This is a genomic window from Paraburkholderia sp. UCT2, assembly GCF_014397665.1.
Taxonomy (GTDB): domain Bacteria; phylum Pseudomonadota; class Gammaproteobacteria; order Burkholderiales; family Burkholderiaceae; genus Paraburkholderia; species Paraburkholderia tuberum.
In genome coordinates this window covers 17,857-37,882 of the sequence record NZ_VZQO01000058.1, presented here as the reverse complement: position 1 = coordinate 37,882, position 20,026 = coordinate 17,857, and the positions used below count along the sequence as shown (strand labels likewise).

The 20,026-nt window shown below is 63.2% G+C and carries 16 protein-coding genes and 3 pseudogenes; 9 read left to right on the top strand and 10 right to left on the bottom strand.

The window, feature by feature from the left end; translation table 11 throughout:
* Positions 1-5: 5 nt before the first annotated feature.
* Entirely contained in the window at positions 6-908 is a 903-nt protein-coding gene (locus F6X39_RS32020) for a DUF3348 domain-containing protein (RefSeq protein ID WP_187619560.1), read from the bottom strand.
* Between the two features lie 254 nt (positions 909-1,162).
* Here F6X39_RS32020 and F6X39_RS32015 point away from each other — a divergent pair, with 254 nt between their 5' ends.
* Entirely contained in the window at positions 1,163-2,395 is a 1,233-nt protein-coding gene (locus tag F6X39_RS32015) for an NAD(P)/FAD-dependent oxidoreductase (protein ID WP_187619559.1), read from the top strand.
* 175 nt (positions 2,396-2,570) lie between these two features.
* On the opposite strand, the gene mctP is transcribed toward F6X39_RS32015, so the two are convergent.
* Together mctP and F6X39_RS32005 are read right to left on the bottom strand one after the other, a co-directional pair.
* The gene (mctP, locus tag F6X39_RS32010) at positions 2,571-4,052 is read right to left on the bottom strand and encodes a monocarboxylate uptake permease MctP (protein WP_187619558.1); all 1,482 of its coding nucleotides are present in this window, start codon (positions 4,050-4,052) and stop codon (positions 2,571-2,573) included.
* Positions 4,049-4,246 carry a DUF3311 domain-containing protein gene (locus F6X39_RS32005; protein WP_187619557.1) on the bottom strand — a complete coding sequence of 66 codons (198 nt, stop codon included), beginning with the start codon at positions 4,244-4,246 and terminating at the stop codon, positions 4,049-4,051. The genes mctP and F6X39_RS32005 overlap by 4 nt, the downstream gene beginning before the upstream one ends.
* Before the next feature lie 240 nt (positions 4,247-4,486).
* Between F6X39_RS32005 and F6X39_RS32000 the strand changes: the two genes are divergently transcribed.
* The 4 genes and pseudogenes from F6X39_RS32000 to F6X39_RS31985 all read left to right on the top strand — a co-directional run.
* The gene (locus F6X39_RS32000; protein WP_187619556.1) at positions 4,487-5,902 is read left to right on the top strand and encodes a cache domain-containing protein; all 1,416 of its coding nucleotides are present in this window, start codon (positions 4,487-4,489) and stop codon (positions 5,900-5,902) included.
* Positions 5,899-6,552 (top strand): response regulator, encoded by a 654-nt coding sequence (locus tag F6X39_RS31995; protein ID WP_187619555.1) that lies wholly within the window; start codon positions 5,899-5,901, stop codon positions 6,550-6,552. The genes F6X39_RS32000 and F6X39_RS31995 overlap by 4 nt, the downstream gene beginning before the upstream one ends.
* Positions 6,553-6,602: 50 nt before the next feature.
* Positions 6,603-7,145 (top strand): hypothetical protein, encoded by a 543-nt coding sequence (locus F6X39_RS31990; RefSeq protein ID WP_187619554.1) that lies wholly within the window; start codon positions 6,603-6,605, stop codon positions 7,143-7,145.
* 81 nt (positions 7,146-7,226) lie between these two features.
* Positions 7,227-7,811: pseudogene (locus F6X39_RS31985) on the top strand (MetQ/NlpA family ABC transporter substrate-binding protein); the annotation flags it as partial.
* Positions 7,812-8,045: 234 nt separating this feature from the next.
* Here the strand turns inward: F6X39_RS31985 and cls are convergent.
* The 4 genes from cls to F6X39_RS31965 form a co-directional block, all read right to left on the bottom strand.
* Complete coding sequence (gene cls, locus F6X39_RS31980) at positions 8,046-9,320, bottom strand: cardiolipin synthase (RefSeq protein WP_187619553.1); 1,275 nt, start codon at positions 9,318-9,320, stop codon at positions 8,046-8,048.
* A gap of 151 nt (positions 9,321-9,471) precedes the next feature.
* Positions 9,472-9,978 carry a hypothetical protein gene (locus F6X39_RS31975; protein ID WP_184025227.1) on the bottom strand — a complete coding sequence of 169 codons (507 nt, stop codon included), beginning with the start codon at positions 9,976-9,978 and terminating at the stop codon, positions 9,472-9,474.
* A 22-nt stretch (positions 9,979-10,000) separates the two neighbouring features.
* Positions 10,001-10,834 carry an H-NS family nucleoid-associated regulatory protein gene (locus F6X39_RS31970; RefSeq protein WP_187619552.1) on the bottom strand — a complete coding sequence of 278 codons (834 nt, stop codon included), beginning with the start codon at positions 10,832-10,834 and terminating at the stop codon, positions 10,001-10,003.
* Between the two features lie 211 nt (positions 10,835-11,045).
* Positions 11,046-11,384, bottom strand: coding sequence for a hypothetical protein (locus F6X39_RS31965; protein ID WP_090807114.1), 339 nt, complete (start codon positions 11,382-11,384; stop codon positions 11,046-11,048).
* Between the two features lie 411 nt (positions 11,385-11,795).
* On the opposite strand from F6X39_RS31965, the gene F6X39_RS31960 reads away from it, so the two are divergent.
* On the top strand, positions 11,796-12,047 hold the full coding sequence (locus F6X39_RS31960; protein WP_184063095.1) for a hypothetical protein: 252 nt from the start codon (positions 11,796-11,798) through the stop codon (positions 12,045-12,047).
* Between the two features lie 53 nt (positions 12,048-12,100).
* On the opposite strand, the gene F6X39_RS31955 is transcribed toward F6X39_RS31960, so the two are convergent.
* From F6X39_RS31955 to F6X39_RS31945, 3 genes are all read right to left on the bottom strand, one after another.
* Complete coding sequence (locus F6X39_RS31955) at positions 12,101-13,174, bottom strand: DUF6765 family protein (RefSeq protein WP_187619551.1); 1,074 nt, start codon at positions 13,172-13,174, stop codon at positions 12,101-12,103.
* Positions 13,175-13,451: 277 nt separating this feature from the next.
* Positions 13,452-13,913 carry a DUF488 family protein gene (locus tag F6X39_RS31950; protein WP_184025218.1) on the bottom strand — a complete coding sequence of 154 codons (462 nt, stop codon included), beginning with the start codon at positions 13,911-13,913 and terminating at the stop codon, positions 13,452-13,454.
* Between the two features lie 103 nt (positions 13,914-14,016).
* Positions 14,017-14,367: an FKBP-type peptidyl-prolyl cis-trans isomerase gene (locus tag F6X39_RS31945; protein ID WP_373685682.1), complete on the bottom strand. Its 351-nt coding sequence runs from the start codon at positions 14,365-14,367 to the stop codon at positions 14,017-14,019.
* Positions 14,368-14,492: 125 nt separating this feature from the next.
* Between F6X39_RS31945 and F6X39_RS31940 the strand changes: the two are divergent.
* The 3 genes and pseudogenes from F6X39_RS31940 (at position 14,493) to F6X39_RS31930 (ending at position 19,618) form a co-directional block, all read left to right on the top strand.
* Positions 14,493-16,800 (top strand): annotated as a pseudogene (locus F6X39_RS31940) (ligase-associated DNA damage response DEXH box helicase).
* Positions 16,797-17,458 (top strand): annotated as a pseudogene (pdeM, locus tag F6X39_RS31935) (ligase-associated DNA damage response endonuclease PdeM). The pseudogenes F6X39_RS31940 and pdeM overlap by 4 nt, the downstream one beginning before the upstream one ends.
* 219 nt (positions 17,459-17,677) lie before the next feature.
* A complete protein-coding gene (locus F6X39_RS31930) occupies positions 17,678-19,618 on the top strand; it encodes a hypothetical protein (RefSeq protein ID WP_187619550.1) in 1,941 nt (646 codons plus the stop codon).
* The last annotated feature ends 408 nt before the right edge of the window (positions 19,619-20,026 follow it).

The following is a 20,026-nucleotide window of genomic DNA, read 5'->3' as shown; positions in this document are numbered from 1 at the left end:
CCCAGTTAGCAGGCGCGAAGAGCCGCGAGCAGCCCTTCGACCGGTTGAAAACGAACCTCCAGCTCGGCCAGCAAAACGCTCTGCATGTCCTTGCGGAAGACGTCGAGCCACGCCTCGGACGCGAGCGGCACGGCAGCGTTGCCGCCATCGGTCGACCTGGCGAGCCGCGTGGCTGCGGTGCTTGCTTTGACGTGAGCCAAGGCTGCTTCCAGCTGCATGGCTGCAGCGCCGGCTTCGACTTCGGCCGACTGCTGCCGCGTGGGATCGGCATCGGCGGCAACTTCGGCCGCTGCTTGCGCCTCCGCCAACCTCCGCTTCTCACCCTCGCGCAAGCGCTCGAAGTGCCCGCCGAGCAACCCAGGCACCGCGCCGAGCAAACTCCGCTCGCGCTCGCCGAGCGCACGCTCCATCACCGCATCGACGACCGCGAGCCGCGCGAGCGACGGCGCCTGCGTCGCCAGCAGCGCGCGCAGCCGGCCGCGCAACGTGCCGATCGCCGTTTCCATCGACTGCTGAAGCGCGAGATAGCGCTGTCGGAACACCGCGTAGTCGGCCTGCGTGTCGACCGCCACGCGCGGCGCCGACATCCGGGCGGACGACGGCGAGGGGCCACGCCGCCGTGAGCCGGCGAGCACGCTATCGCTGGCGATTGCGCTCACCAGCGAGCGGCGCACGCGCGTGCACTCTTCCTCTTCCGCACGGCCGAACGCGCGCGCGCCACCAGCGACGGACGGCGGCTTGCCATCCAGCGCCGACGACAACGCGATCGCGTCGGTCCAGCCGAGCCACTGGCTCAGCCGATCCGCCAGCGATTGTCGCGATTCGGCGACGTCGGCCTCGGCGAGACGGGCCAGTAAGCGAACGAGCGCAGGCCCAGTGAGGGCGCTGCGCTGAGGGGCTTGCAACATACCACCGGACGCAAAAAAGTCAGCAGTTTACACGCTGACGCCAGCGAGTCCGAAGTCGCCCGCTCGATCGTGCGTCGAAAGACACGGTTTTGCCCGATCGAACCTGGCATTCGGGCGTTTTCCCGAGCGCGGCTTTTTTGCCAATAGCGAAGCGGACCTATCCCTGTATAAGATGAAAGCTGGCGCCTCGCTGCGCACTGGAACACGGCGAAGCGTCGACAACACACAGAACACACGCAAGGCGGACAGGGAGCATGAAATTCGATACCGTGGTGCTCGGCGCCGGCATTGTCGGGGTGTGCGTCGCCGTGCATCTGCAGAAACGCGGCCGCGCGGTTGCGCTGATCGACCGTAAGCAGCCGGGCAACGAGACCTCGTTCGGCAACGCCGGGCTGATCCAGCGCGAAGGCGTCTATCCGTACGCGTTTCCGCGCGGGCTCGGCACCCTGCTGCGCTACGCGCGCAACCAGTCGCCCGACGTGCGCTATCACGCCGACGCGATGCTGCAGGTTGCGCCGTTCCTGTGGCGCTACTGGCGCAACTCGCATCCGGCGAAGCACGCGGAAATCGCGAAATCGTACGCGACGCTGATCGAGCATTGTGTCAGCGAACATCGCGCGCTTGCCGCGGACGCCGGTGCCAGCGCGCTGCTGCGGCCGATCGGCTGGATCAAGGTGTTTCGCCATGCCGCCGCGCGCGACGCCGAAACCACCCTCGCCGAACAGTGGCATCGCGAGTACGGCGTCGAGTTCGAAACGCTCGACGCGCCGCGCCTGCAACAGCTCGAACCCGATCTCGACAAGCGTCTGCAAGGCGGGCTGCGCTATCCGCAATCCGATTCGGTCAGCGATCCGAACGCGCTCGTCACCGCATACGCGCGGTACTTCGAAGCGCTCGGCGGACGGTTCTTCATCGGCGATGCCGATACGCTGCGTGAAGGCTGGCAGGTCGAGACGCGGGACGGGGCGATCACGGCCGAGTCGGCGGTGATCGCGCTCGGACCGTGGTCGGATCGCGCGAGCACGCGGCTCGGGTATCGGCTGCCGCTCGCGGTCAAGCGCGGCTATCACATGCACTACGCGCCGCGTCGGAGCGCGCGGCTCAACCATCCGATTCTCGACGTCGAACACGGCTATGTGCTCGCGCCGATGGCGCGCGGCATCCGTTTGACCACGGGCGCCGAAATCGCGCGCCCCGAGGCGGCCAGGACGCCGGTGCAACTCGACGCGGTCGAGCCGATCGCGCGCACGCTGTTTCCGCTCGGCGAACGTCTGGATGCCGAACCGTGGATGGGACGCCGCCCGTGCACGCCGGACATGATGCCGATCATCGGGCCCGCGACGAAACATCAGGGACTGTGGTTCGCGTTCGGCCATGCGCACCATGGTCTGACGCTCGGACCGGTGACGGGGCGGCTGATCGCCGAGATGATGACCGGCGAGCAGACGCTGGTCGATCCGCGGCCGTTTCGAGTCGAGCGGTTTTAGCCGGATGGTCTGAGGCCTGCTCGAAATCTCCGCCTTCATCGCGCAATTATCGCCATCTCACGCTAAAGCCACCCTCACGGCACGCCTCCGACCAAGCCACCAGCCGTCGAAGCAATAAAAAACGCCGCGGGCCAACAGCCCCGCGGCGTTCTTCATCGAGCCGGACAACCGTCGATCAGGCCGTCACGGCAGCCCGTCGCGGCGACACTGCCGACACCGCGAAGCTCACGACGATATTCGCGACGAGCGCGATCAGGCCGATATAAAGCGGATAGTTCTCGTGGCCGAAATGCAGGCCATACACCGGCTTGAGCCCTTGCGAAATCGCGAGGCCCGTGCCGAGCACGATACCGACGAGCCAGCCGACGAACAGACCCGGCGTGTTCAGACGGCGCGTGTACAGCGTGAACACGATGGCCGGGAAAATTTGCAGAATCCACACGCCGCCGAGCAGTTGCAGATCGATCGCATACTGCGTCGGCAGGAACACGATGAACAGCAGCGCCCCGAACTTGACGACCAGCGAAACGATCTTCGCATTGGCTGCCTCCGCCTCGGGCGAGATGTTCGGCGACACCAGCGGACGCCACAGATTACGCGTGAACAGATTCGCCGCGCCGATCGACATGATCGCGGCCGGCACCAGCGCGCTGATCGCAATCGCGGCGGCCGCGAAACCGACGAACCACGACGGGAACAGCGTGCGGAACAGGGTCGGCACCACGTCGCTTGCCGACTTCACGTTCACGCCAGCGGCGATCGCCATATAGCCGAGCAGCGCGATCAGGCCGAGCAGCACCGTGTAGGCCGGCAGGAAGATCGCGTTCTTGCGCACCGTCTTTGCCGACGCCGACGACAGCACCGCCGTCATCGTATGCGGATACATGAACGCGGCGAGCGCCGAGCCGAGCGCGAGCGATGCGAACGCCGTGTACTGATTCGGCTTCAGCAGGATACCGGTCGCGCCGCCCTTCGCCTGGAAGTGCGCATCGGCCAGTGCGAACACGTGCCCATAGCCGCCGAGCTTCGCCGGAATCAGCCATACCGCCGCGATCACGACGATATAGATCATGATGTCCTTGACGAACGCGATCATCGCCGGCGCGCGCAGGCCGCTTGCATACGTATAGAGCGCGAGGATCACGAACGCGACGATCAACGGCAATTCGCCGCTGACGCCGAGCCCCTTGATCACGACCTGCATGCCCACCAGCTGCAGCGCGATATACGGCATCGTCGCGACGATGCCGGTCAGCGCGATGGCCGCCGGGAACCACTTGCCGCCGTACTCGCCGTGCACGTAGTCGGCCGCGGTGATGTGGTTCTTCGCGTGCGCAACCTTCCACAGCTTCGGCATCACTGCGAACACGAACGGATAAACGATGATCGTGTACGGCAGCGCAAAGAAGCCATACGCGCCCACCGAATAAACGAGCGCGGGCACCGCGATCACGGTATAGGCGGTATAGAAATCGCCGCCGACGAGGAACCACGAAATGACCGTGCCGAACTGCCGTCCGCCGAGACCCCACTCGTGCAGTTGCGTCAGATCGCCGCGTTTCCAGCGCGCCGCGAAAAAGCCGATCACCGTGACGAGCACGAAGAACGCGATGAAGACCGTCATCGCAACCGGGTTCACAGGATTCAGATCGCTCATTTGAGACCTCGATACACGATGTAAATCAGCAGCGAGGTCAACGGCACCCACAGAAACTGATACCAGTAGAAGAACGGAAAGCCCGCGAGCGGCGGATGCATATCGTTATAGAACGGCAGCCACAGCAGCGCGATATAAGGGATCAGCAAAATGAGCCAGAGCCATGAACGGCCGGCCGAGGGGGAGGTCTCCACGAACGTCTCCTGAGTATTATCGACAGCGCGCGCGATGGCTCGTGGCCCGACGCGCAAATGCCCGGTTGCCTGAGGTCAGGCGGAAAATCGGGGAACGTCGCACACTCGAGCGCCAAGCCTCGCGCGACGCCGTATGCGACGGGCATGTAGTATTCGCCTTCGCGCGCTTGCTTTCAAGCGCGCAACTACGTAAGCCGTCTACGTAATATTACGTAGCCCGTTGACTGGCTTTTTTCAACGATGAAACTCAAAGCAAAGATAGTGCTGCTCGCGATCGTGCCCTTTCTGGTGGCGATCGCCAGCATCGAGACGGGCGTGCGCCGCGAAGCGACCGCACTCGCCGAGCGGCAGCACGCGACCACCCAGGCCGCGTACATGGCGAGTAAGGAGATCGAGCTAAAGCACTACGTCGAGCTCGCGACCACCGCGATTGCGCCGCTCTACGAAGCCGGCAGCGACAACGCACGCGACGACGCGCTGCTGCGCACGCGTGCGCTCGCGGTGCTCGAAAAGATGAATTTCGGCGAAGACGGCTACTTCTTCGTGTACGACCTGCACGGCCGTACGCTGATGCATCCGCGCGAGCCGGATCTGGTGGGTCGGGATCTGTGGTCGTTGCGCGATAGCCATGGCACGCCGACGATCCAGCAGCTACTCGCCGCAGCCGCGCGCGGCGGCGGCTATGTGCGCTATCTGTGGCATCGGCCGTCGACCGGCAAGGAGGAGTCGAAACTCGGCTACGTGGTGCCGCTCGAACGCTGGGGCTGGATGCTCGGCACCGGCATCTATCTCGACGACGTCGACACGACGCTCGCGCACATCGACGGGGAGGCCGCGGCCAATATCGATCGCACGATGAAGTGGATCGACGCGATCGCGGTGGCCGGCCTCGCGGTCATTGCGCTGTGCGCACTCGTGCTGAACGTGACCGAATATCGCAGTGCCGACGCGAAGCTGAAGCGGCTCGCGCAGCAGGTCGTCGAGTCGCAGGAAAACGAGCGAGCGCGCCTGTCGCGCGAATTGCACGACGGCATCAGCCAGATGATGGTGTCCGTGAAGCTGCTGCTCGAATCGGCGCTCGCGCGGCTCGAACGCGGCGACGCACGCGTGCCCGCCGCCGAGGCCGCCCTGTCCACCGGACTCACGCGGCTCGGCGATACGCTGCGCGAAGTCCGGCGCATTTCTCATGCGCTGCGTCCGTCGATGCTCGACGATCTCGGCGTCGCGGCCGCCCTCGAACAACTGACGCGCGAACTCGGCGATGAGTCCGGCATCGCGATTGGCTTCACGCAGATCGCGCACACGCATGCCGCCACGTTGCCCGATACGGTCAACACCGTGCTGTTTCGCATCGCCCAAGAAGCGCTGACGAACATCGTGCGACATGCGCAGGCGTCGAGCGCGGCGCTTGCGCTCGAGGTTTCGCGCGACGCGGTCACGCTGACGATCTCCGACAACGGCCGCGGCTTCGACGTGACCGAAGCATTCGTCGGCGGACGTGAAGGTGTCGGCCTACGCAACATGCGCGAACGGCTCGAAGCGCTCGGCGGCACGCTGTCGCTGAACTCGCAGCCGGGGCACACCGTCGTCGCCGCGCGCGTGCCGCTGCCCACGACGCATGCAACGGTGCCGTCCCTGCAGGAACTCTCATCATGAACGACACGACCTCTCCTTCCATCGCGCGTCTGCTGCTCGTCGACGATCATCCGCTCGTGCGCGACGGTCTGCGCGCACGGCTCGAAGCAGTGCGCCACTTCGAAGTGGTCGGCGAAGCGGGCGACGCGCAGCAAGCGCTCGCGCTGGCCGAACGACAGGCGCCGCATCTGGCGCTGATGGATGTCGGCATGAAAAGCGGCATGAACGGCATCGCGTTGGCGGGCCTCTTTCACGAGCACTTTCCGGCGATTCGTGTGCTGATGCTGTCAATGCACGACAACCTCGAATACGTGACGCAGGCGGTGCGCGCGGGCGCGAGCGGCTACGTTCTGAAGGATTCGCCGGCGCTCGAAATCATTCAGGCGATCGGCGCGGTACTCGACGGCAAGACGTTCTTTAGCGCGGAGATCGGTGCTCGACTGATCCAGGCGTCGGCGACGCAATCGCCGGTCGAACGCTTGACGCCGCGCGAGCGCGACATTCTCGATGCGCTTGCCGAGGGACTGTCGAGCAAGCAGATCGCGCAGCGCAACGATCTGTCGGTGCGAACCGTGGAGACGCATCGGCTGAATCTGAAGCGCAAGCTCGATATCGAAGGGCAGGCCGAGTTGATCAAGTTCGCGGTCGAGAACCGGCGCAACAAGCGTTGAGGTTCGCGGGCGCGCGATAATGAGCGGTCCACACCTGGAGCGACCACGGCATGAAGCGCGTGTTCGAACTGAGTCTTGCCGGTCTGATGATTTGCGTGGCCACGGCTCGCGTTTATGGCGAACCGGCGCGCGTCAATCGCGGCCACGATCCATTCCTGCAGATCTCCAAAGCGATCGCCGATTGCCCGATACCGCTTGGCCCATTCGAAACCGAAAAGGAATGGCTCGACGATAGCCATTACAGAATCGAACGCGGCAATAGCTGCTGGATCGAAGGCCGTTGCCGTTTGCCGAACGCGTATCTATACGACGCGGAAATCGCCGAGAGCGTGCAACGGCGTCTCGCGAATCTGAACGTCGCGACGCACTGGCGCGAGCAATCGACGCTATGGCTCACGCTGCAACGCCGCTTTATCTACGTCGAAGGCTGCGTCGCGCTGGGCTTCGACAAGAAGACTTTCCTCACCGAACTCGCCAAAACGGCGGACGTCGAGCGCGTGATCGACAACACGATCACCGATCCTCACGCCGCGCAGTTGCCGTACCGCACGCAAGCGGACCCGGACAAGCCCGTGCTCGATCCGGGCAATTAGCGCGGTAGATGGCGCAGCAGGCCAATGTTGTGATCGAGGTTCTCGACCATGCCCGCGTAGATTTCCATGTATCGAGCCTGCGATCGGCCGTCGCGGATCGACGCAGCGCTCGTCGCGAAACAGATCGACGTCGCGAGCTTCGAAGACGAACCCACACTCGACGCACAGCGCAAACTGCATGGCTATGCACTGACGAGTGTGGCCACGACCGTCACGTTTCCGGTCGCGCTGTACTCGCGCAAGCTGACGAACCTCGTGCAATTGCAGCGCGGCGCGACGATCGCGATTCCCGACGACCCCGCCGGCACGGCACGCGCGCTGATCCTTCTGCAACACGAAACGCTGCTGACGTTCTGCGATAGCGCGGGCCTGCACGCGACGCTCGCCGACATCACGAGCAACCGCCTCCATCTGAAGATTCGCCGGGTACCGCGCGCGCGTCTGTACGACACGTTGAACAGCGTCGCGTTCGCGGTGATCGACAGCGACACAGCGGCGCGCTCAGGTCTTCGTCCCGCTCGCGATGGTCTCAGTCTCGAAGACGCGCGCTCGCCGTATGCGAACGTGCTGACCGTGCGTGACAGCGATCGCCACGACGCATGGGTCGCGCAACTGGTCGCCGCCTATCATTCGAACGACGTCGCGCATTTCATCCTCACGCGTTAACAGGACTCGGTGCGTCGGCCGTGGTGAACACGTTTTCGTTTTCCTGCTCCGTCGCTCGCGCGCTGCCCTGCGCTGGCGGACGACGGGCGCTGCGCGATTCATCTGCAAGGCAAGCCGCTGACGTGCGAAGTGGTACCGCTCGACCCGCTCGTGCCGGACAGTCTGCAACATCTGGCGTATCTGAGCAGCGCCGTTCACTGATCCGTCGGCGCTTCGTCTCGTTCGCACCGGCATTCAAAGCTGCGTGTCCAGTAGCCGCACGAATTTTTCGACGACCTTCTCGGCGAACGAACGCCGTGTCCATGCTTCGAGCGTGACGCGCTTCGACTTCGCGATGTCGTCATCGAACGCGGCGGTCTGCTGCGTGGCGAAATCGCGGTCGTAGATGTTCAGGTTCGCTTCGTCGTTCAGCTTGAACGAGCGGCTATCGAAGTTCGTCGAGCCGACCGACACCATATACTCGTCGACTACCAGCAACTTGCAATGGAACATAGTCGGTTGGTACTCGTAGATCTCGACGCCCGCTTTCAGTAGATCGCCCCAACACGCACGCGACGCTTCGCGCACCGTGTGCGTGTCGATGCGTTTGCCCGGCGTGACGATCTGTACTTTCACGCCGCGTTTCGCGGCTTCGACGATCGCGTTGATGGTGAGCTTGTCGGGCACGAAGTACGCGCTCGCAAGCTGCAAACTGCGCGTGGCGGCGGTGATGGCCATCAGATACATCAACTGCATGTCGTCACTGCCGCCCGACGGCGAACTGCTGAACATATGCGCGAGACCCTGGCCCGCTCCTTTCGGCTCGGCATCGATGTGCGGAAAATACTCGGGACCGTGCAATACGCTGCTGGTCGCCTTGATCCAGTTGTCCATGAACACGGCCTGCATATGGCCGACCACTGGACCCGTCACGCGAAAATGCGTATCGCGCCAATGCTTTTCGTCCTGCGCATTGCCAGTCCACTCCGGCGCTATCCCGACACCGCCGGTAAAACCGATCCGGCCGTCGATCACCAATAGTTTGCGGTGCGTTCGGTCGTTCATTCGACCGAGTCCGGTCCAATGCGGCTTGTGATACTTGACCACTTCGGCGCCGGCCTCCCGCAGCAGTTGCAGATAGTGCCGATCCATTTTCGACGAACCGACCCAGTCGAGCAGTACATGCACGGCGACACCTTCGCGCGCCTTATCGGCAAGCGCACGCGCAATCTGTCCGCCGATCTCGCCAGACCAGTAAATGAACGTTTCAAATGTGATGGTTTCGCGCGCCGACCGAATGCCCTCGAGCATCGACGGAAAGATCTGGTCGCCGTTGAGCAGCATCTCGAAGCGATTACCCGGCACCACGGGTGGACCGAGCAATAAACCCATCGAACGAAGGAATTGCGGATCTTCGCTCTTATAAAGCCGCTCGATTCTGTGTTCTATTTTCTTCTCGCCGCTCGACAGATTGGCGATCAGCAGAACGATCACGAGCGTGACGAACGCGGTAATAGAAATGGTCAGCATGCGTGGCCTCGATGGCAGGCGGCGGGTCACGGCATACGAGTCCCGCATCCGACGGAAGAATGCCGCACTCGTGCCTGGCTTTCACTATCAGCACGTCATGCACGGCGCGTGCCCGGATCAGGACCGCGCCTTGCTTTCTGGTTCCAACGCTTTATCTGACCAATGCAAACGCCTCGCGGCTTGCGATTTCGCCCGCGCCGAATACGCCGATGACCGTATAGTCCGACGCCACGCATTCGAACGTCGATGCCTGAAACGTAATGACGAAATGCCGCCGCGCCGGTGCCTCGGGAGCAATGGCGACGGAGTCTGTCGCCACGGCGGCAATCTCGGCGCACAACGACGAATTGACGACTTCATGCACCGCGCAGCCGACGAGGCCTTGCGCCGCGAGCGGATGAATGGCGAGATCGTCATCGCCCGGCGGCCCGAGACGGTGAAAGATGGCGTCGGTGAACAGCACCGCGCAAAAAGGATCGTCGTCGGGATCGAATGGCCCGAACCGTTCAAAGTCCGACTCCGCGATCGGATAAGTGAGGATCACGCGGCGATCGCTGGCGACGATGAATGGTTCGGCGGCATCGGCTGCCGGATGAGGAGCGGAGTCCAGCAGGAAGACCTGATCTTCCTGCCGGGGTGCATCGAACGTGCTAACCATCTACTTCACGACTCCACGGCTATTACGCGCTTGCTTGCGTCTCTGGCGTTTGGGGAGCCGCCGTGACGGGTGCGGCCGTACTCTTTGCAGCAGCCTTGCGCGCCGGTGCTTTTCTTGCCGCCTTCACAACGCTTTTGCGGCCGGCGGACTTCTTCACCGCGGCTTTCCGGCTTGCCGGAGTGGCCTTTCTGGCTGCGGTCTTTTTCACGGCCGTCTTGCGCGTTGCTTTTTTCGCCGCGGTCTTCTTGCCTACCGCACTCGCGGTCGCTTTCGCCTGGCTGCTCTTTGCCGCCGTTTTCGCCGCTTTCGGAGCGGCAGCCATGCTCGCGCCATCGATCAGGAATTTGCTGCGGTCCTTGACGGCCGCGAGCCATGCCGGCGCCGGACCGCGGCCGCTCCAGGTCGCGCCGGTTTTCGGATTCAGGTACTTCGGCGGCTGGGCGCCTTTCGGCTGCCCTTTAACGCGCTTCGCGGCGGGAGCAGCCGCGGGCTTGCTTGCGCTCGCAGCGTCGATCAGGAACACCGTGCGGTCCTTCACGCCGGCGATCCAGCCGGGCGCGCGGCCGTGCCCCGTCCAGGTCGCGCCGGTTTTGTGGTCGCGATACTTCGCCGGGGTTGCCGACCTGGCGGCTTTGCTCGCGCCCGCAGGTCTTCCGCGACCCGCCGGATTGCCATTCAGACCTCGCGCGGCACGTCGTGCCTTCGCCTGTTCTTCGATATCGGCAGTCGTGAGACCGTGCTTGAGCATCAATTCGCGAATCTGGTCGACCGCGGCTTGTGCTTTTCTGGCAATGAGAACGTCAGCTTGCTCCTGGAGCTTCTTAAGCTTGGCTTGGATTTGCTCTAACGAAGGCATTTGATTGCTCCTTATGTGGTAATCGTCGAACTATGCCATGAATGACGGAAGAAAGGCAGTGTATTGACCTATCCCGAGCTTCAATACACCGATACGAGCACCGATGCGGCGTTCAAATAACAAAGCTTTCAGGTTTTCTACCGGGTCATCGAAGCTTTCTTCCTTTTCCTTCCCTCCTGATTCTTCTTTTTCATTTCGGTTCCACCACCACTCAGATAGGTGTAAAAACGACGACCTGGCGATCGGCAATGTACCTCACACTCCGTATGAAGCGGTAGTGTTGACCGTCCGCCGTTATCCGGTTCAGGCCCAGGCGGGTCAGTACCAGCATTTCATCTGCCTGGAAAGCGTCGACGACGCCGGAATCCGTTAAATCCTCCAATGCCCCGGATGGATTTCCGACATAAACGCTGCGCGCCTGCTTGCCGATCCGCATCACGACCACGCTTTTTCCCTCGTCGAGCGCCAATTCGAGAAAGCTCGCGAGCGTGCGCAACGACTCCGGCGTGCAAGTCCTGGTCTGATAGATCGCTGCATTCGATGGCGTCATTTGTGTTTCCCCGTCATCCGCATCGGCGACAGAAAGGGCGCCGCCGTGCTTTCTGGCATTAGTCGCTTCTACTATAGCCGGGCCTTTGGATATTCAAAGGAGAGTAGTCCACTTTTTATTTGAAAACGGTCTTTTTTCGTGGCCCGCTATAGCGAACGGATTCAAGCATGCGCGAAACGCCACTGACGACGCGTGCAAAGACACCGCCCCGGCTCCGGTAACGTGCCGTTACCGATCTTGCAGCACCTGTTGCTCCTGTACCGGCCAAGTCCATTACACTTCGTATCCGGGCCCAGCGGCGGACGTATGGCCAATAGAGAGTCCTTTGTCAGCCGCCATGCTCGCGGCGGCTATTGAAATGGAGGCCGGGCCAACCTAATTCCGATCCACTCAAACACGATGGTACTTGCAATGAAAGCTGGTTTTATTCGGACCGCCCTCGGGGCAATGGCAGTCTCGTTGGCAATGGCCGGCACCGCGAACGCGGCCGGTTGCCTGAAAGGAGCGGTAGTGGGCGGCGTCGCCGGGCACTACGCGGGACATCATGCGGTGGTCGGCGCGGTCGGCGGCTGTATCGTCGGACGGCATATGGCCAAAAAGCACGCCGAAGAACAGCAGGCGGCGACTCAGGCTGCGCCGCATCAGCAAGCCCGAATGCAGTGACTGGAGAATACGGGCGCCACCGCAAACGTTCGCACGCGCCCTGCTCCGATCACTTAGGCAATGCGTAATCCGCGCGCGGGCAAGATCTCCTGAGTGGTCACGAAACGGTGCTGTTTGACCGCGTCGTGAAAGAGCCGGTAGTCGCTCTTCTCGAAGGCGGTCGTCCACTCCGGTCTGTCCCCGGTGTCGTCATCGCACAACAAACCGGTGGCCTGGTACTTCCACGAACCTTGTCCTTTGGCGATATAGCCGGGAACGGGTTCTTTCAAACCTGGAATACGGCCTGCATTCACCCATTCGCAAACGGTTCTCAGACGCAGGTTGTCGTCGGGTTCGCGGTTCGTATCGAGCAGCCGGGTCAGTGCGTCTTTAACGTCGTCCGGCATGCCTGGCTGGTTTTCGAAATCTTCGCGTCCGGCCAGATAAGCTCGCACGACACGACAACTCATGTCGGCCGCCTGCACGAAATCCGGCAAATTATGTCGTGAGATGAAGTGATTGCGGCCGTCGATATAATGCCAGCGCGCCCATGGCTGGTCGGGATAATGCAACGCGGCGCCGTGGCCGACCGGCAACGCGATCGTCAGAACGTCCTCCTCGACATGCTCGATCAGATGCGCGACCGCTAGTTCGAGGCTCGCGAGCCAGCCTTTGCGCGTGCAATCCTGTGCCTCGAGAAGATGCACGCGATTCCACGGGCTTTCGATGCCCGCGAATCCCTGGTGCGCCCACGTATCGACATAGGTATGAAGCGTCACGCCGAGCCGGTGCAACGCGGTCTCCGAATCGCGCTGCCGGATCGCGCGCCGCACGACTTCGCGCGCAACGTCACTGTCGGGCCGGCAAACCGCCTTTTCCTCGAGACTTTCACCCTCGCCAGCCGGCAGAAAATGGAACGGCGTCCACACGAGCCGGTTCTGGTCGTCCTCGGTATTGGCGTAATCGAATAACTTGTGCGCGGTCGCGAATCGCTCGAATGTCTCGCCGCCTTTGAACCGCAGTATTCCGCTCGTCGTTGCGTCGTCGACATATTGGCAGGCATGCGCGACGGTTTGCGCATCGCCGGCCGTCATGCCGCCGACGCGAGCGGCAATGTAGACCACGCCGTAATGAAAGTCGATGTTCATGGCAAGCGCTCCTGGCGCGCATAATCACGGCCGGTTCGTGGCCGGCGATAGGGCGAGACGAATAGAGGGAACTGCGCGTGAGTAGATAGTAGACGAGCGAGCGGCACACACATTGAAAAAACATGCATACTGGACGCGCTTTTCCACGTTTCGCGCCATGCAACCATTCGGGCTACTGAAGGAAACGCGGGCGCGGCCGGCGAGATGTAACCGTGCCGGCACGGAAAGCCGCCGGCCAATGAGGCGGAAAAACGTAACCTGGCCCGATCGGCGCCGGTCAGGTCAAATGTGTAACGGAAAGTCGACTATTCCAGTGCTGGTTCAGATATTCGAGCGCAAACATCCGGTGGCAATGATGTGGTAAATGTTCACTGCAAAGCAGGCAACCCGATTCGAATAGCGCGATATCCAGATTACTTTCCACGCGGCGGCGCGCGATGAGGTCGAAATATTCCTCCCGAAAGTTCTCCCAGCTCAATTGCTTGCCCTGGTAGCGTTTGAGCAGGTCCGGCTCGGGAGCCAGCTCCGGTATTTCCACGTACGCCGCATTGCACAACTGGTCGAGAAAGTAAGGCAGATCTTGTTTTTTCGCAAAGCCCGCGAGTTGCGACGTGTTGTTGAGGCGAACGTCGAGCACCGTGCGCACATGGGCGTCCTTCAGCAAACTGAAGAATTTCTGGGCGCTCTTGCCGGTAAAACCAATGCTGGCCACCTGCACGCTACTTTTGTCACGTTTCATGGTGAATCCCCTGGCGGGCCATTCGGCGCCCATAAAAAAGCCTCGCTGCGATTGGCGCAGCGAGGCTCGGGTGTCAGTGCATCTTTAGCGCCGCTCGCGTGCTTTATTTGACGATGTCGACCAGTTCGACTTCGAAGGTCAGATCGGTATTCGGCGGAATCGGGCCGACGCCGCGATCGCCGTATGCGGTCGCCGCCGGGCACGTGAGTCGCGCCTTACCGCCGACTTTCATCTTCTGCACGCCTTGCGTCCAGCACGGAATCACGCGATTGAGCGGGAACGTGGCCGGCCCGCCATGCTTGGCCGAGCTATCGAATTCGGTGCCGTTGGGCAGCGTGCCGCGATAGTTGACCTTTACCACGTCGGTCGCGGACGGTTGCGGGCCCGTGCCTTGCGTCAGATGTTCGACGATGACGCCGGACGGCAACTTCTCCGTGGTCGGCGCGGCAGCCATCGCGGTCGAGGACAGAACGGCTGCGGCCAGCAAAGCAACGAGTGATTTCAAAGCGAATCTCCAGTGGGGTAGTCCGTTTGATTGTAACGGATCGGGTGTCGGCCGAGGCTCCCACATATTGCCCGATGCCGCGGGTCGTTGCGCGCCCATCAGGAACCTCGCGCAGCCGCGCGCAACAGGCGCGGCTCGATGCGCGCGAACCCGCGTTCGAACCGCTACCGTTCCCCTCGTATTCACCTGACGACGCGCGCCGCCCGTTCGCCGACAAACTCGACGCATGGTTCGCCGCGCGTCGTTGGCGCACTGGCGATACGTCGGCCGCCGAACGCGAGCGGCAGAACCGGCGCATGCCGTCCGCGCTCGTCACGACGCCCGAGAGTCTGACGTTGATCCTGACGCGCGCCGATGCGCGCGAAGTACTGGTTCAGGTTCGGCTCGTGATCGTCGACGAATGGCATGAATTGCTCGGCAACAACCGCGGCACGCAGACCCAACTCGCGCTCGCGCGTCTCACCCTTTGGCGGCCCGGCTTGCAGGTGTGGGGCTGTCGGCGACGCTCGGCAATCTGTCGTTCGCGACCGAGGTACTGCTCGCGCCGGTCGCGACGCCGCGCGTCAGCGTGCACGGCGCGCTGCCGAAAGCACTGATCGTCGACACGATCATTCCCGACACGATCGAGCGCTTTCCGTGGGGCGGTCATATGGGCATGCGGCAGATCGATGCAGTCGCGCGCGCGATCGACGAAGCACACACGTCGCTCGTCTTCACGAACACGCGCTCGCAACGCGAGGTGTGTACCAGGCGCTGCTCGAGGCGCGCCCCGAGTGGGCCGGAGTGATCGCGCTGCATCACGGCTCGCTCGATCAGCAGGTACGCGAGTGGGTCGAACGTGGGTTGAAGAACGGCTTGCTAAAGGTTGTTGTGTGTACGTCTAGTCTCGACCTCGGCGTCGATTTTCTGCCGGTGGAACGCGTGTTCCAGATCGGCTCGCCAAAAGGCGTCGCGCGCTTGATGCAGCGTGCGGGCCGCTCGGGACATGCGCCCGGTTTGCCGTCTCGCGTGACGATCGTGCCGACGCATGCGCTCGAATTGATCGAAGCGGCGGCCGCGCGTGAAGCCGTCGACAAGCAGCAGATCGAAAGCCGCGATACGCCGCGAAAGCCGTTCGACGTGCTGGTGCAGCACCTCGTCACCGTTGCGCTCGGCGGTGGCTTCGACGCACTCGAGCTGTACGATGAACTTCTGCAGACCTATGCATATCGTGATCTGACGCAGCAGGAGTTCGACTGGACGCTGGGTTTCGTCGAAGGCGGCGGCGCGACGCTGCGCGCATATCCCGACTACCATCGCGTCGCGCGCGATAGCGACGGTCTGTACCGCGTCCCGCGCAACGATCTCACGCGCCGGCATCGCAACAACATCGGCACGATCGCCGCGAATGGCACGTTGAACGTTGCGTATCTATCGGGCGGGCGCATTGGTGCAATCGAGGAATCGTTCATTTCGCGGCTCAAGCCCGGCGATGTGTTCACGTTCGACGGCCGCGCTCTCGAACTGATCCGCGTTCAGGACATGACGGCGTGGGTGCGGCGCGCGAGCTCATCGCGTGGCGCAATGCCGCAATGGGCCGGCAGCCGCATGCCGCTATCGTCCGAGCTCGCCGACGCCACATTGACGATGCTCGCGCGCGCCGCCGACGGCATCTACGACGAACCGGAATTGCGCGCGGTGCGGCCGCTGCTCGAATTGCAGCGGAAGTAGTCGGCGTTGCCCGAGCCGGGCGTACTCGTCGTCGAGCTGCTCAAATCGCGCGAGGGTCACCACTTCTTCTGCTATCCGTTCGCGGGGCGCACCGCGCATATCGGACTTGGCGCTCTGCTCGCGTGGCGAGTCGCGCGCGACAAGCCCGGCACGTTTTCGATTTCGATCAACGACTACGGTTTCGAATTGCTGTGCGCGCAGACTTTCGATTGGGCCGCGCAATTAGAGAATAGCCTGCTTTCACCTGACGAACTCGATCACGACATTCTTGCGAGCCTCAATTCATCCGAACTCTCCTTGCGACGTTTTCGCGAGATTGCGCGAGTGTCGGGACTCGTGTTTCAGGCGCATCCGGGACAGCAGAAGAGCGCGCGGCAATTGCAGGCATCGAGCGGGCTTTTCTACGAGATCTTTCGTCAGCACGATCGCGGCAATCTGCTGCTGGGCCAGGCCGATACCGAAGTACTGCTGCAGGAACTCGACGTGCGGCGCATTCGTTTTGCGCTCGAACGAATGAACGCGAACCGCGTCGTGCTCACGCGGCCCAAGAAGCCGACCCCGTTCGCGTTTCCGTTGATCGTCGGACGCCTGCGCGAAAAGGTCAGCACCGAGAAGCTCGCCGATCGCGTCGAGCGAATGCTGGCCGAGCTCGAACGGGCGGCGCAACGATGAAGCCGACCTCGCTCGCGATCGACGTCGGCGGACGACCTCTCGTGCTGTCAAGCTTGCGCGCGTGTTTCGATCCGGCGCTGCGCGCGCTTTTTATCGCCGATGCGCATTTCGGCAAGGATGCGGTGTTTCGCGCGCGCGGCATTCCAGTGCCGACTGGTTCGACCGCGGAGAATCTGCTGCGCATCGATCGTCTGATCACCGAGTTCGAGCCGGCGACGCTGGTGTTTCTCGGCGATCTGCTGCATGCGCGCGAGTCGCTGTCGACGCTCACGCTCGATGCGTTGCATGCGTGGCGCGCGCGACATGCGTCGAGGCGCGTGGTGCTCGTCGAGGGCAATCACGATCGGCATGCCGGTGCGTTGCCGCTTACGTTGGATGTCGAGTCCGTGCGCGAGCCGTGGCATATCGGGGCGTGGGCGCTGTGCCATCACCCGCATGCGGTCGATCACGCGGATGTGCTCGCGGGGCATGTGCATCCGGTCTATCGGATCGCGACGCGGACCGATTCAGTGCGTGTGCCGTGCTTTCGCTTTGGGATCGATCGGGGGGTGCTGCCGGCGTTCGGTAGTTTTACCGGAGGGCGCGTGAGACGGGGCGCGTTCTGGGGGAGAGGGTTTTTCTGGTGGTACAGCAGAGAGTGATCGAGTTGAGGAGTTGAGTGGACGGCGGGGGCCGTCCACTTTGTTGCCTGGTTGGTTTTTTGTTTGCGGGTTGGTTTGCCGGTTCGCTGGCGGGGTTTTTTGCTGGCTTTTTCGCTGCAAACTCCCTGGGGCGCGCGAGCGCGGTCGGTGTGGAGGCCGGGCGGCGCCGGCCTCCACCCTCGGGAGCCCCGCAAGGTTCACGGGACTCCTGCCACTGGTTAGTGGTTGCCGCCGCCGTGGCCACCATTGCCGGAGCCACCGCCGCCGTAGCCGCCACCGTGGCCGCCGCTGCCTTGACCGCCGCCGTTGCTGCCGTTGCCGCCACGGCCTCCGTGGCCTCCGTTGCCGGAGCCGCCGTTGCCTTGGCCACCGCCGCCTTCACCGCCATGGCCGCCGTGTCCGGAGCCGCCGTTGCCCTGGCCGCCGCCGCCTTCACCGCCATGGCCGCCGTTTCCGGAACCACCGTTACCCTGGCCGCCGCCTTCACCACCATGGCCGCCGTGGCCGGAGCCGCCGTTGCCCTGGCCGCCACCGCCTTCACCGCCATGGCCGCCGTTGCCGGAACCACCGTTACCCTGGCCGCCGCCTTCACCACCATGGCCGCCGTGGCCGTAGCCGCCGTTGCCCTGGCCGCCACCGCCTTCACCGCCATGGCCGCCGTTTCCGGAACCGCCGTTACCCTGGCCGCCGCCTTCACCACCATGGCCGCCGTGGCCGGAGCCGCCGTTGCCCCGGCCGCCATCGCCTTCACCGCCACGGCCGCCGTTTCCGGAACCGCCTTTGCCTTCGCCACCGCTGCTGCCGTGGCCGCCGTCACCGTGGCCGCCGTCGCCATGACCGCCATCGCCGTGACCGCTGGCGCCATGACCGCCATCGCCGGCACCATCACCGCCGTGCCCATGGCCATGACCGCCATCGCCGTCACCATCACCACCGTGCCCATGACCGTGACCGCCATCGCCGTCACCATCACCACCGTGTCCATGGCCGCCGTCGCCGTCACCATCGCCAGCGTGACCATGACCGTGACCGCCATCGCCGTCACCACCGTGGCCATGTCCATGGCCGCCGTCGCCGTCACCATCGCCACCGTGACCATGACCGTGACCGCCATCGCCGTCACCATCACCGCCGTGGCCATGGCCGTGACCGCCATCGCCGTCACCATCACCGCCGTGGCCATGTCCATGACCACCATCGCCGTCACCATCACCGCCGTGGCCATGGCCGTGACCGCCATCGCCGTCACCATCACCGCCGTGGCCATGTCCATGACCACCATCGCCGTCACCATCACCACCGTGGCCATGGCCATGGCCGCCATCGCCGTCACCATCACCGCCGTGGCCATGGCCGTGACCGCCATCGCCGTCACCATCACCACCGTGGCCATGTCCATGGCCGCCATCGCCGTCACCATCACCGCCGTGGCCATGTCCATGACCGCCATCGCCGTCACCATCACCACCGTGGCCATGTCCATGGCCGCCATCGCCGTCACCATCACCGCCGTGGCCATGACCATGGCCGCCATCGCCGTCACCATCGCCGCCGTGACCATGACCATGACCATGACCACCATCCCCACCACCGTCCCCGCCGTTATCACCGCCTCCGTTACCGCCGCCATCGCCGCCCGTGCCGCCATTCCCCGAGCCATTGCCGTTGTTGCCGCCGGTATTTCCCGGGCCCACCCCGCCCGGGCCGGAATTAGCCGAGCTATTCCCGCCACCGCTTCCCGCGCCCGTGCCCGTCGAGGACGTCCCGTTGCCCGCCGGCGAGCCGGTGGGCGATGTCGGGCCGAGCCCCGCCGCCGCGACGCCGAAGGCGCCCGCCCCGAGCTGCCCGAATCCCTGCGACGTGCAGCCCGGCCCGCCGCCCGACGGACATCCGCCGTGCACGCTAGCCTCGGCGAGCACCATCACTGCGGGATTCGTTGCCGGCGCGGCGGTGCTCCCCGAATTCGCCTGCGCACCCGCCATCGCCGCATAAAGACTGACCGCGACCGCCAAAGCCGCCCGTCGCGCTCCCAATATCCACGCGTCCCCGTTTTGCTTCTTCATTTCACTCTCCGAATTATTTCACCAAAAAGACCGGTCCAATTAACGAGTGAATCTCCTCTCGTCAACAAAACGAAAAGTCAAAGCCTTTTCGCAGCTTCGCTTTATGCGAATTAAAAATGCGTTCGCACTAAACACTTCTCTCACGGAAAATCCCCGGTCCGATTTGGCGTGCTTCGAGAGAATCGGCTGGCCGTGCGCGCACGTGATCGTGAGAGCCGCACAGCGAGGCTTGATGGACGTTGAAGTTATTCGCAGCGCAATCGCTCGACCGTGCGCTAGACCACGCAATGCGATATTGCCGATACGGTCCGTCTGGCGGCGTTAAACGACGATCCGCCCGCCAAATCCGCTACTCCACATTCTTCAGACAGGAAGTTAAAAATATCGCGCTCAATGCAATCTGATCAGAAAAAAGAAAATTGGCCTCTGGTTTTATCGGACAAATACGGACGATTTACACATCATTGGTTTTATTCATGTGGCCATTCGCACATAAAAATAGAAATATGAAAAACCCAATGA